Annotated in this window: 10 protein-coding genes and 1 tRNA gene; 7 read left to right on the top strand and 4 right to left on the bottom strand. The window is 34.0% G+C overall.

The annotated features are described in order from the left end of the window. Window positions 1-83: 83 nt before the first annotated feature. Complete coding sequence (locus OF897_RS04310; protein ID WP_047445952.1) at window positions 84-428, bottom strand: MerR family transcriptional regulator; 345 nt, start codon at window positions 426-428, stop codon at window positions 84-86. 79 nt (window positions 429-507) lie between these two features. Between OF897_RS04310 and OF897_RS04315 the strand changes: the two genes are divergently transcribed. Then, window positions 508-1,398: an SMP-30/gluconolactonase/LRE family protein gene (locus tag OF897_RS04315; RefSeq protein WP_267264465.1), complete on the top strand. Its 891-nt coding sequence runs from the start codon at window positions 508-510 to the stop codon at window positions 1,396-1,398. 55 nt (window positions 1,399-1,453) lie between these two features. Here OF897_RS04315 and OF897_RS04320 read toward each other — a convergent pair whose 3' ends face one another. Both OF897_RS04320 and OF897_RS04325 read right to left on the bottom strand, forming a co-directional pair. After that, a complete protein-coding gene (locus OF897_RS04320; RefSeq protein ID WP_267264466.1) occupies window positions 1,454-2,758 on the bottom strand; it encodes a DEAD/DEAH box helicase in 1,305 nt (434 codons plus the stop codon). A gap of 68 nt (window positions 2,759-2,826) precedes the next feature. Beyond that, window positions 2,827-3,405, bottom strand: coding sequence for a hypothetical protein (locus tag OF897_RS04325; RefSeq protein WP_267264467.1), 579 nt, complete (start codon window positions 3,403-3,405; stop codon window positions 2,827-2,829). 178 nt (window positions 3,406-3,583) lie between these two features. Here OF897_RS04325 and OF897_RS04330 point away from each other — a divergent pair, with 178 nt between their 5' ends. The 6 genes from OF897_RS04330 (at window position 3,584) to OF897_RS04355 (ending at window position 12,285) form a co-directional block, all read left to right on the top strand. Beyond that, entirely contained in the window at window positions 3,584-3,982 is a 399-nt protein-coding gene (locus OF897_RS04330; protein ID WP_267264468.1) for a PaaI family thioesterase, read from the top strand. Between the two features lie 32 nt (window positions 3,983-4,014). Continuing rightward, window positions 4,015-4,359: a phage holin family protein gene (locus OF897_RS04335; RefSeq protein WP_267264469.1), complete on the top strand. Its 345-nt coding sequence runs from the start codon at window positions 4,015-4,017 to the stop codon at window positions 4,357-4,359. A gap of 306 nt (window positions 4,360-4,665) precedes the next feature. After that, window positions 4,666-8,871 carry a T9SS type B sorting domain-containing protein gene (locus OF897_RS04340; protein ID WP_267264470.1) on the top strand — a complete coding sequence of 1,402 codons (4,206 nt, stop codon included), beginning with the start codon at window positions 4,666-4,668 and terminating at the stop codon, window positions 8,869-8,871. A gap of 195 nt (window positions 8,872-9,066) precedes the next feature. After that, window positions 9,067-9,483: an endonuclease domain-containing protein gene (locus OF897_RS04345; protein WP_267264471.1), complete on the top strand. Its 417-nt coding sequence runs from the start codon at window positions 9,067-9,069 to the stop codon at window positions 9,481-9,483. A 277-nt stretch (window positions 9,484-9,760) separates the two neighbouring features. Then, window positions 9,761-11,746, top strand: a complete 1,986-nt coding sequence (locus OF897_RS04350; RefSeq protein WP_267264472.1) for a urocanate hydratase — start codon at window positions 9,761-9,763, stop codon at window positions 11,744-11,746. A gap of 2 nt (window positions 11,747-11,748) precedes the next feature. Next, entirely contained in the window at window positions 11,749-12,285 is a 537-nt protein-coding gene (locus tag OF897_RS04355) for a S1 domain-containing protein (protein ID WP_267264473.1), read from the top strand. Window positions 12,286-12,451: 166 nt separating this feature from the next. On the opposite strand, the gene OF897_RS04360 is transcribed toward OF897_RS04355, so the two are convergent. Next, a tRNA-Gly gene (locus OF897_RS04360) sits at window positions 12,452-12,536 on the bottom strand. Window positions 12,537-12,541 lie beyond the last annotated feature (5 nt).

Raw genomic sequence — 12,541 nt, forward strand, 5'->3', positions numbered from 1 at the left:
CTAAAATTACCAAAATCAATGCAATTCCGGCCATAATCATGCTTTGCTTTTTACTTTTAAATTTAAACATTTTAAAATATATTTTATTCAGAATCCTTTTCTACTAAAGATTCTTTTAGTTTTAATAATTCAGCTTTTACAAATTCAAGTCGATCAATTAAAGTAACGGTTTCCGAAATTTTTGAGTTAGTAGTTAATGCAATTCTCGCTCCGTCAAGCGTATAACCTTTTTCTTTAACCAGGTGATAGATGATTTTCAGGTTTTTGATGTCTTCCGGCGTGAAATAGCGGTTACCTTTTTTATTTTTCTTTGGTTTGATGATAGGGAATTCTTGTTCCCAATATCTTATCAATGAAGCGTTTACGTCGAAAGCTTTTGCAACTTCGCCAATTGAATAATACAGTTTGTCGGGTAAATTTGTCTTCATTTTAAATCCTGAAAATTCAAAGATAAATATTTTTTAAACCATTTAGCAAATTGTAAATTGCAAACTCTAATTTAAAACTATGAAAAATATCCTGAATATAGGTCTTGTTGGTTTGGTTTTGGCATTTCTCAGTTGCAAATCAACAAATTATAATGCTATGCTTGAAAACACCGAACCAAAATTAATTTCAGATCATTTTTCTTTTACAGAAGGTCCTGCAACCGATAAATCAGGAAATGTTTATTTTACCGATCAGCCGAATGATAAAATTTATGTTTGGGACTGGAAAACCGATAAAATTTCTGTATTTTTAGATAAAACAGGTCGTGCAAACGGAACTTATTTTGATAAAAATGACAATTTAATTACGTGTTCAGACAATGAAGGAGAAATTTGGAAAATCTCAAAAGATAAAAATGTAGAGGTTATTTCTAAAGGTTTTGAAGGCAAAAGATTGAATGGACCAAACGATTTATGGTTAGACGAAAATGGTGGAATTTATTTTACCGATCCTTTGTATAAAAGAGATTACTGGCAAGATTTTAAAGTAGAAATTCCTGAAAAAAATCTGTATTACCGAAATAAAAACGGAAAAATTTCAAAGCTTGAAACTTTTGTTCAACCCAATGGAATTATTGGAAGTATAAAATCAAAAAAATTATATGTTTCAGATATTGATGCCGGAAAAACGTATGTTTACAATATTGTAGGAGAAGGAAAATTGTCTGAGAAAAAACTATTTTGCGAAATGGGTTCAGATGGAATGACTTTAGACAAAGAAGGAAATCTATATTTAACAGGCGACGGAGTAACGGTTTTTAATTCTAAAGGCGAAAAAATTCATCACGTCAAAATCCCTGAAGATTGGACTGGAAATGTGACTTTTGGTGGTGAAAAAAATAACATTCTTTTTATAACTGCTTCAAAATCGGTGTATACTTTTCCTACTAAGACAAGTGGATTGAAATAAATAGGTTAAGACTAAGGCTAAGGTTGCGTGATTCAACCTTAACCTCTGCCTTTATCTAATAAGCCACCTCCATTTTTACTTTCTTACCTTTCAGTTTTTCAGTGCTCAGTTTTTTCAGTAAATCTCTCACTTTAGATCTTGAAACGGCAACATAAGAAGTAGTATCTTTTACTTCAATCAAACCTAAATCTTCTTTTTGCAGTTCGCCTTTCTTGATTAAATATCCAACGATATCTACTTTATTCACTTTATCTTTTTTTCCGGCACTGATGTAAATCGTTTGAAATGGTGGATTGGTGGGAACTTTTGAAAATTCTTTAACAGATTCTTCAGGCGTATCTTTTTTAATGAAAGGAAATTTTTCATCTTCTGTCATCACAATATAAGCAAAACCTTTAGCATTCATTCTCGCAGTACGACCGTTTCTGTGAATGAAAGCGTCTTCTGTTGTCGGCAACTGATAATGCACAATCGATTCTACTTCCGGAACGTCTAAACCTCTTGCAGCCAAATCTGTAGTAATTAAAACTCTCGCTGTATCATTTCTGAATTTCAGCAAAGCACGTTCTCTCTCATCCTGTTCCATACCGCCGTGAAAAGTTTCTCTTGCAATTCCTTTATCTAAAAGCAAATCAGCAATACGGTCAACCGTTTCTCTGTGATTACAGAAAATCAGCGTTCTTTTATTCCCGATTTTACAAATCAGATGAAATAATGTATCAAGTTTTTCCTCAGAAACCGTTATTACTTTTCTCAGCTGAATATCAGGTTTGTGTTCCAATTTTAAGAAATCAACGAGTTTTTCGTTTTTTAAACCAGTAAATTTTGGAATTTCGTTCATTGAAGTTGCCGAAGTCAGAATTCTTTGGTAAAGGTTGTACATGTTTTCGATAATGTATTCCATATCATCATGAAAACCAAATTCTAACGCTTTATCAAATTCATCAAGTACAAGATTTTTAATTGTTTTAACGTCAAGATTTTTATTTCTCATGTGATAAGCAACTCTTCCCGGAGTTCCGATCAATACAGCAGGAGCTTCCTTGAGGTTATTCATTTCAATCTTTTTATCGTGACCACCGTAGCAAACCGTCACCTTAAAATCTGTTCCCATAGATTTGAAAACCTGCTCAATCTGCAATGCTAATTCTCTCGCAGGAACCAAAATTAAAGCCTGAATTCCTGTAGATTCTTTCTTTAAATTTCTTAAAACCGGAAAAAGAAAAGCTAGTGTTTTCCCAGATCCTGTAGGTGAAAGCAATACCACGTCTGTATTGTTTTCCGTAGTTTTGTATGTAGATTTCTGCATTTGATTCATATCCTGAATCTGCAGTTTTTGATAAATAGCTTCTAATTCCATTTTGCAAAGGTAGGGGATTTTGGGAGGAAAACTTTAAAAGTCTAATGAAGAGAGGTTAATTGAGGTTTTTACTGTTGATTTGAATTTATTTTTATCACTTTAATATTTTCAAAAGGCTCTTTTTCATGAGCGAATTGTAAGTTGTCAAATACGATGCCTGATTTTCCTTTAATTATTTCAGTATTTACTATCGCTTCTAAAGATTCAATTCCCTTTGCACTAGAACCATAATAATCTAAAATGATAGAATCATTCTTTTCGAAAAGAGCTTTTATAGCAAGAATTTTTGTTTTTTTATAACTTAAATTATTATATTTCTCATTTGGATTAAGTGATAGTTCTTCAATAATTCTCTTTGCACTTTCTTTGTCAATTTTAATCTTATTTATCAAATATTTATTAACAGTAATTGGATTAAAAAATTCTGAAATAGAATTTTGCAAATAGCGTTTAGCCCAAGGTAAGTCAGTTTTTTGATTCTGAAATTTTTTGATTAATTCTATAGTTAGGTCAAAACCTAAAGGTAGTTTTTCGTGATTAAAATTTGGAATGTAAATTTTGATTAAACTCCCGCTATAAAGTTTAAATTCTGGAATTTGAATTCCTTTAATTTCAATTTTTTTACTGTGAAAAATAATGTCTTCCATTATTTATTAATCTTTAGTTGCAAATCATTTTTATTTTCTAAATATAATGAATTTTTAAGGTAAATAAATGATTCGGTATATGAGCAAAATCTAAAATAATTTAAAGAAATTTGCTAAACCTAAACCTAAACCTAAACCTAAACCTAAACCCAAAATGTCTCCCGAAAAAACAAAACTCATGACCGACAGTTTCAACCGTTCAGAAACTCTAAAATTCTACAATGCAGAACTTCTGGAAGTAGAAACCGATTTCGTATCCATCAAAATCCCAAAAATGGAAATAATGACGAGAAAAGCAGGAATGTTTAACGGAGCGATGATTGCTTCATTGGTGGATGTTTCTTCAGGTTATGCAGCGGTAAGTCATTATGAAGAAGATTGTTATGTTGTGACGGTAGAATTGAAAGTCAATTATTTACGACCTGCAATGGGAGATGCATTGATCTCAAAATCATATGTGGTGAAAGGTGGTGCGAAAATTAGTGTAATTCGCACCGAAATTTATACTTTTGACGAAAATCATTCATCAGAAAGTCATGTTGCAACTTCTTTGGTAACAATGATGAAAATTAAGTAAATTTAAATCAGATTAAAATAAAAAATAAAACTATGAATATACTTATCAGGCTTTTTATAACGGCAATTGTCGCTTTTTTACTTACTAAAATTCTTCCGGGCGTTCATTTTGATGGTTTCGGTGGAGCTGTTATTTTTGCCATCGTTTTAGGAGTTTTAAATCTTATTTTAAAACCAATTTTGAGTCTTTTTGGTCTTCCATTGACGATTATTACTTTAGGATTTTTTGCTTTGGTCATCAATGCAGTAATTATTTTAGTTGCAGATTATTTTATAGATTCTATGAAAGTTGATGGCTTTTGGTGGGCTTTTATTTTCAGTATTGCTTTATCCATAATTACTTCGTTGGCAAATTCAATGTTTGCTGATAAAGATTAGTTTTGAAACATATTATCATATCATTATTACAAAGTGGAAACAAAAAAGTTTTCACTTTTTTGTTTTTTAAGGTTGAAAATTTTCAAAGCTATTATATATTTTGTGTAAATTTATTACGAAAACGATGGTGTATTTTAGTTATTGATAAAGAATGAGATAATGTTTTATTTTTGTGTTAAATAATTTTTAATTAATTATAAATAAATATTTATGGCTGTTTATTTTGTATTAAAAAAGTATTATTTTTGCAAAAAAGATATTAGTATTTAATTTTAATTGATTTTTAACTTTTTATCACCAAATTTAATGACAAAATATTTACAAATTTTCCTACTATTGGTAGGTGTTTACTCCTATTCTCAGGTTGTTACTGATATTAAAGTAAAAGATGCTGCAGGTAACGAAAATTTTCATGTTACTTGTACCAATGATCTTGATGCAAATGGATGTCTTCCTCTTCATGTAGAATTTCCTGTTTTAAGACAAACAACAACGTATCAGCTTACACAAGGAACTTATGATCCGCCAATTCCTTTGAATCAGGGAACTTCTTTGAATGCTAACTTTGATGATGTTTTTACTTCTAAAATAGATTTGCCTTTTAAATTTTGTTTTTTCAATCAATATTTCGAATCTGTTGTTATTGGTTCAAACGGAATGGTAACTTTTGATCTGAACCAACAAGGAAATATCAATTATCCCAATATTATTTGGCAAAATCCTGATCCCGGTCTTCCTAAAAATTCGATTTTTGGAGTCTATCATGATATGGTTTTTTCTACGGGAGATAGTTCAGAAATTTACTATTCAACGGTAGGAACAGCTCCGTATAGAAAATTTGTAATCAATTTCTATGATGGAAGAATTGCAGGTTGTACCGATCGTTCTTCATCTCAAATTGTTTTGCATGAAACAACGAATATTGTTGAGGTTTTTGTAGATAAAAAACTTACACCGTGTGCAACCAGAAAATTTGAAAATGCATTAATCGGAATTATTAATGATGATGGAACTGTAGGATATTCTCCGGCTTCAAGAAACACCGGAAATTGGCAGGCTTTGCAGGAATCTTGGAAATTTACTCCGAATGGTAATATTATTCAGCCAACAGTAAACTGGACAAATTCTGCAGGGCAAACTGTTGGAACGGGAATTCAAACTACGGTTTGTCCGACTCAAAATGAAGTTTATACTGCAAATGTAAATTTTAATATTTGTGGAAACAGTAATTTGGCTCTGACTGATGATTTTATCCTTGATTTTGATTCTTCATATCCGATTTCAAGAAATCATACTCAGGATTTTTGTGGAAATGCTCCGATTCAGCTTAATTTAAATAATTTTAAGCCCAATGTAACCTCACAGAATCCTGCGAATTTTAATTTTACTTTTCATAATTCCTTAGCCGATGCACAGACTAATCAGAATGGTATTTCTACAAATTATTCCTTAAATACAAATACGGTTTTATATGTGAGAATTCAGAATCCGAATGTTCCGGGATGTTTCAGAGTGGCAGTTCTTACTTTGAACTTCCTTACTAAAAATCTTTTGATAGACACGGTTTCAGTTTGTGATACGAATAATGATGGTGTAGAAGCTGCTTATGATCTTACTCTTTTAAATAATCAGCTGTTTCCTGTAGGAGGTACCAATATTTTGTATTTTCTTTCGCAATCAAATGCTCAAAATAATACCAGTGCTGTCACTGCGCCTAATATCACTCCTACAACGAAAGTTTGGGCACGAGTTCAGTATGGAAATTGTACGTATATTTTGGGGCCAATAAGTTTTGCTTTCAAACCGGGCGTAAATGTCAATTCTCCTATTTCTTTTCCTTACACGATGTGTGATATCAATGCAGATAATAAGGAACCTTTTGATTTTGCTTTAAATTTAGGACCGTTGATTTCTCCTCAAGGCGGAGTGAGTTTATCGGCTTACGAATCTTTTGCAGCAGCCTACAATCAAACAGGGCCAGTTTTAGAGCAAATAAAAAAAGGAATATATACTATTTTTATCAGGGTGCAAATTCCTGGAGGATGTTTCACGGTTGTTCCTGTAAATATGAATATCACTTTTACTGAAATTTTAGCCAACGATAAAAACGAATATATCTGTTTTAATGGGACGGAAGATATTACTGTAAATCTCAACACTTTGTCAGCGAATATGCTTACTTTGCCACTGACGGTTCCTTTCACCAAGTTTTATGAAATTTTCGATGATGCGATGGAAGATGAAAATCCTATTTCTCCAACACAAATCATTACAGAAAACGGAAACTTGGTGATGAAGACTTTCTACGTTCGTTTTGAAGAAAGTGAAGATTGTTTTACAGTAAGGGCGATTAATGTGTATTTGGTACATCCGGTTATTGTAAGTTCAAATTTTAATATTTGTGATTTTAATAATGATAATACAGAAAATGTTGATTTAACACAATTTTCAGGAGCGATTATCGGAAATCAAAATGCTACAAATACTTTTTACCTTACTCAAGCTGAAGCACAAAGCGGAAATAACGCAGTAACAACGGTAAATCTTGTGGGAACAAGACAATATTTCGTAAAAATCAACTCTTACAATTGTACGCAAATCTATCCGATTACTGTAAGTTTGGTTTCAACTCCGGCTGTGAATTCTGTTGTAAATATTTCTCTTACCAATATTTGTGATAATAATAATGATGGAGTAGAGCTGTATAATCTTTTATTGGCTCAACCTCAAATTTACAATGGTTCTGCAGGTGTCACTTATACTTATTATACTTCATACAATTCTACAACACACGTTTTTTCAGGCGAAATTACAAATCCTGGTGAATTTCCGGTTCAGGGAAATGCAACAGTTTATGTGAAAATTAAATTTAATAATAGTGAATGTTTTTCTGCTTCACAGGTTAATATTCACATGACGTTTTTACCGACTGTTGTTTTAGTAAATAATGCAGTTTTAAATGCTTGTGATGAAGAATTTAATTTGAATGAAACCTTTATTTTAAGTGATGCGGTTTCGCAAATGTTTGTTGCTTCTCAAAACACATATCAACTTTCTGATATAAATATTTCTTATTATAATACTTTAGCAGAAGCAAATGCAGGAAACCCTTCTAATCAGATAGGAAACAGTATTGTAACCACGGTTTCATCGGTTCAGGTTTGGGCGAGATTTCAGTCTAAAACAACGGGTTGTTTTTCGGTAGCCCCGATTCAGCTGAACACCTATTTCCCTCCTAAAGCAATCAATTCAAGCATAACAATTTGTGATGATAATTTGGATGGAGTTTATGAAGTAAATCTGATGAATTATACCAATCTGTACGTTGATATTCCGAATGCAATCAATACTTTCACTTTTTATCTGACTCAAAATGATGCGCAAAATGGTACAAACGCAATTGCAAATCCTCAAAACTTTACAGTAAACCCTTTTCCACAGCAAATTTGGGTAAAAGTGATGAATATTCCGGGGTGTGATGATATTGCAACAATTAATTTCATTATCGGAAATAAAATTGTGCTTCAAAATTCTGGACCATTTTTATTAAATAATGTTTGTGATACTTTAAATGATGGAATAGAAATCGTAAACCTTACCCAATTTCAACCTCAGATTTATACAGGAAGCAATGTCACTTTTACGTATTATCCTTCTTTAGCTGATTTGAATTCAGGAACTAATGCTATTACAAATGCTGCAAACTATTCATTTAACCAAAATGGAGGATCAGATACAGTTTATGTTAAAGTGAGTGTTCCGGGATTGTGTCCTGAAGTGGCGACCATTAAAATTACGCTTAAGCAGGTTCCTGTTTTTAGTATTCCGACACAATATTTCTGTCCGGATGCAACATTCAGCTATACTTTAAAAGTTGAAGGTCATACTATCATAAGTTATGTATGGACGAATCCTGCAGGACAGATAGTATCCAATACTGATACTTTGGTTAATGCAGGAATGGTGGGAACATATACGGTAACGGTAACTTCAGATAACGGATGTTCTTACACAACAACTTTTGAAGCGAAACATTATGATGTTCCAGTCATTCAGAATATGGTGGCAAACGGAAGTACGTATACTATTACCGCAACTGGTTCACAGCCGATTGTTTATTCTATTGATGGACTTACTTGGCAGGAAAGCAATGTTTTTTACAATTTACCAACAGGAATTATCACATTCTACGTAAAATATGTTGAAGGAAAATGTATCGTTAAAAAGGATGGAGTAATTTTAGATATTAAAAATACGATTACACCAAACGGAGATGGCTTCAACGATAAATGGATTATCAGAAACCTTCATGTTTTCGGAACCAAAATGACCAACGTAAAAGTATTTGACCGTTATCAATATTTAATTTTCGAACAAAATACAAATACTCAAATTGTTTGGGATGGAACGATTGCCGGAAGACCAATTCCTACTTCAAGCTATTGGTACGTGATTACACTTCCTGATGGAAGAACATTTACCGGATGGATTTTGGTAAAGAATAATAATTAAAATTTTAGAAATATTATATGAAGCTGTCTGAAAAGGCAGCTTTTTGTTTGCTTAAAATTCAACGATGTCAAAAATTCCCCTCCTCTGGAGGGATGGATTAATTTTCGAAGAAAATTAAGACGGGTGGTTAAAAAAGTATCCTCCCATATTTCACATAATTAAAATTATCCCTATCTTTTCATAAACACTTACACGATGAAAGAATTTCTCACAGAAATAAACGGTTTCCCCATTTTCAAAAACTATCTTGAAAATCTTCCCTATAATCCTAAATTAAAGAAACTTTTATCCGGCAAGAGAAAAGCAGGAATTCTAAGCGAAGTAATTTTCTGGAAACAGGTTCGAGCAAGAACATTTCATAAAATAGATTTTGACAGGCAGAAGATTATAGGAAATTACATCGTTGATTTTTATGTTAAAAACTTGGGGTTGGTTATTGAAATTGATGGATGGAGTCATGATAACAAAGAAATTTATGATGAAATAAGGCAAACTTATTTAGAATCTTTAGGGTTAAAGATATTCAGAATAACAGATTTTGATGTAAAGCATAATTTATCTGTTGTGATGAGAGAATTGGAACAATTTATCATCAAAAATTATGGATTCTAAATTCCCCTCCTCTGGAGGGGTGGATTAATTTTCAAAGAAAATTAAGACGGGGTGGTTCTATATGATGATAAACAACCAATAATATTGTAATCTTATCAAAAAACTCTTAAAAACCACCCGTCAAAAATTCTTTCGAATTTTCGCCACCCCTCCAGAGGAGGGGAATTTCCATCATACTGCATATTTTCTTTCTTTATTTGCAGGGATTTTCTAATTTGAATATCTTTAAAACCACAAAAAATCTAAGAACATTCAACCAACAACCATCAACTATATAATGACATTCCAACAACAAATACAACAAGGAATTCCCAACGAATTACCTCAGCCAAAACCATACGAACCCAATATCAACCACGCACCGAAACGTAAAGAAATTCTATCAGACGAAGAAAAAAAACTCGCTCTGAAAAACGCTTTACGCTACTTCGAACCAAAATTCCACGCAGAATTATTGCCGGAATTCAGGGATGAACTGGAAAAATACGGCAGAATTTATATGTACCGCTTCCGTCCGGATTACGAGATGAAAGCGAGAGATATTGCAGAATATCCGGGGAAATCTGAGCAGGCGAAAGCGATTATGCTGATGATTCAGAACAATCTGGATTATGCTGTGGCGCAACATCCGCACGAATTGATCACGTATGGTGGAAACGGTGCGGTGTTTAGCAACTGGGCGCAGTATCTTCTGACGATGAAATATCTGTCTGAAATGACGGACGAACAAACATTGACAATGTATTCCGGTCATCCAATGGGGGTATTTCCTTCGCACAAAGATGCGCCGAGAGTCGTAGTAACGAACGGAATGATGATTCCAAACTATTCCAAACCTGATGATTGGGAAAAATTCAATGCGCTGGGTGTTTCTCAGTACGGACAAATGACCGCGGGAAGTTACATGTACATCGGTCCGCAGGGAATTGTACACGGAACGACAATTACGGTTTTAAATGCTTTCAGAAAAATAAATAAAGAACCCAAAGGCGGATTATTCGTCACGTCAGGCTTAGGCGGAATGTCCGGAGCTCAGCCAAAAGCCGGAACTATCGCAGGTTGTGTTACGGTCATTGCAGAAGTGAATCCAAAGATTACCAAAATCCGTCACGAACAGAAATGGGTGAATGAAATCCACGAAAATCTGAATGAACTGGTGGTAAGAGTGAAAAAAGCTCAGGAAAATAACGAAACGGTTTCTCTGGCTTATCTTGGAAATATCGTTGAGGTTTGGGAAAAATTTGATCAGGAAGATTTAAGAATTGATATTGGTTCAGACCAGACTTCGCTTCACAATCCTTGGGCGGGAGGTTATTATCCGGTCGGACAAACCTTTGAGGAATCGAATACGATGATGGCAGAAAACCCTGAATTATTCAAAGAAAAAGTTCAGGAAACCTTGAGAAGACACGCTGCAGCGATTAATAAACATACCCAAAAAGGAACCTATTTTTTCGATTACGGAAATGCCTTTTTACTCGAAGCTTCCAGAGCCGGAGCCGATGTAATGTCGGAAAATCCTACGATTGGAAGGGAGTTCAAATATCCATCTTATGTTCAGGATATTATGGGACCGATGTGTTTTGATTATGGTTTCGGGCCGTTCCGTTGGGTTTGTACCAGCGGAAAACCGGAAGATTTGCAGAAAACAGATGATATTGCGTGTGCCGTTTTGGAGGAAATGATTAAAACATCGCCGGAGGAAATCCAACAGCAGATGAAAGACAATATCACGTGGATCAAAGGCGCTCAGGAAAACAATCTGGTCGTTGGTTCGCAGGCGAGAATTCTGTACGCCGATGCCGAAGGAAGAATGAAAATCGCTGAAGCCTTCAACAAAGCCATTGCCAATGGAGAAATCGGAGCGGTGGTTTTGGGAAGAGACCATCACGATGTTTCGGGGACGGATTCGCCGTACAGAGAGACTTCCAATATTTATGACGGCTCGAGATTTACGGCAGATATGGCGGTTCACAATGTGATTGGCGACAGTTTCCGTGGGGCAACTTGGGTTTCTATTCACAACGGTGGTGGCGTTGGCTGGGGCGAAGTAATCAACGGTGGTTTCGGGATGTTGCTCGATGGAAGCGATGATGCCGACAGAAGATTAAAATCTATGCTTTTCTGGGACGTCAACAACGGAATTTCCCGCCGAAGCTGGGCAAGAAATGAAGGTGCTGTTTTCGCCATTAAAAGAGCAATGGAGATTGAACCGAATTTGAAGGTGACGTTGCCGAATTTTGTGGATGAGAGTCTTTTCTAAATATGGATTCTGAGCATAAGCATAAAGTAATATCATCCTTTAATCTTCCGAATTTAGGAATCATTGTGGAATTCTCTGATGTTGAATTTGGATTCAAGAAAGGGATGGTTTTAAAATCTGTTTCTTCTAAACTTTATTGGGAAGTTCAGTCCAGAATCATTAATTCTTCTAATGAAAAAAGATTTGATGGAGAAACTGAAACCGTTTGTCATTATAATATTAGAGAAGTTGGACATTTAAAAAATCGGAATGAATTATTGAATTCTTTTCAATATAACATCAAACCAATCGGACATAATGAGAAACCAAATTCTGGTGATTTTTTAGTTTTTACTGTAACAGTTGCTGTTCGGGTTATTTATAAAGTCATTGATATTTATGATGACTATTTATTACTGGATACTAATAATGGAGATACCGGAGTTTTGCATAAAAAATATGTTTCCAAAAAAGTTCAGATCGGAGATTATGTAAGACATTGTGAACACAAGATTCACGACTTGGTCGATGAATTTGGGAATTTTATTTATAGAGAGTAATTTTTGAAATTTTATTTTACCCGTCATTGCGAGGAGGAACGACGAAGCAATCTGTTGAACTTGCTTAATAAACTCGAAAGATTGCTTCGTACCTCGCAATGACGGGAAAAATAGAAAAACCTGCCGTGAGGCAGGTTTTTCTATTTTTATTATAGGATAATTATATTCAACAATGCGGGATTCGAACCCGCACGCCATTGCTGGCAGCATATTGGTAATATGCCGTGTCTACCGATTTCCACCAATAGTCCACTAC

The organism is Chryseobacterium formosum (assembly GCF_026460885.1).
Classification (GTDB): domain Bacteria; phylum Bacteroidota; class Bacteroidia; order Flavobacteriales; family Weeksellaceae; genus Chryseobacterium; species Chryseobacterium formosus.

Bases quoted from the DNA above. Each gene is read 5' to 3' on its own strand.
- OF897_RS04310 (WP_047445952.1), bottom strand. From the start codon at position 428: ATGAAGACAAATTTACCCGACAAACTGTATTATTCAATTGGCGAAGTT.
- OF897_RS04315 (WP_267264465.1), top strand. From the start codon at position 508: ATGAAAAATATCCTGAATATAGGTCTTGTTGGTTTGGTTTTGGCATTT.
- OF897_RS04320 (WP_267264466.1), bottom strand. From the start codon at position 2,758: ATGGAATTAGAAGCTATTTATCAAAAACTGCAGATTCAGGATATGAAT.
- OF897_RS04325 (WP_267264467.1), bottom strand. From the start codon at position 3,405: ATGGAAGACATTATTTTTCACAGTAAAAAAATTGAAATTAAAGGAATT.
- OF897_RS04330 (WP_267264468.1), top strand. From the start codon at position 3,584: ATGACCGACAGTTTCAACCGTTCAGAAACTCTAAAATTCTACAATGCA.
- OF897_RS04335 (WP_267264469.1), top strand. From the start codon at position 4,015: ATGAATATACTTATCAGGCTTTTTATAACGGCAATTGTCGCTTTTTTA.
- OF897_RS04340 (WP_267264470.1), top strand. From the start codon at position 4,666: ATGACAAAATATTTACAAATTTTCCTACTATTGGTAGGTGTTTACTCC.
- OF897_RS04345 (WP_267264471.1), top strand. From the start codon at position 9,067: ATGAAAGAATTTCTCACAGAAATAAACGGTTTCCCCATTTTCAAAAAC.
- OF897_RS04350 (WP_267264472.1), top strand. From the start codon at position 9,761: ATGACATTCCAACAACAAATACAACAAGGAATTCCCAACGAATTACCT.
- OF897_RS04355 (WP_267264473.1), top strand. From the start codon at position 11,749: ATGGATTCTGAGCATAAGCATAAAGTAATATCATCCTTTAATCTTCCG.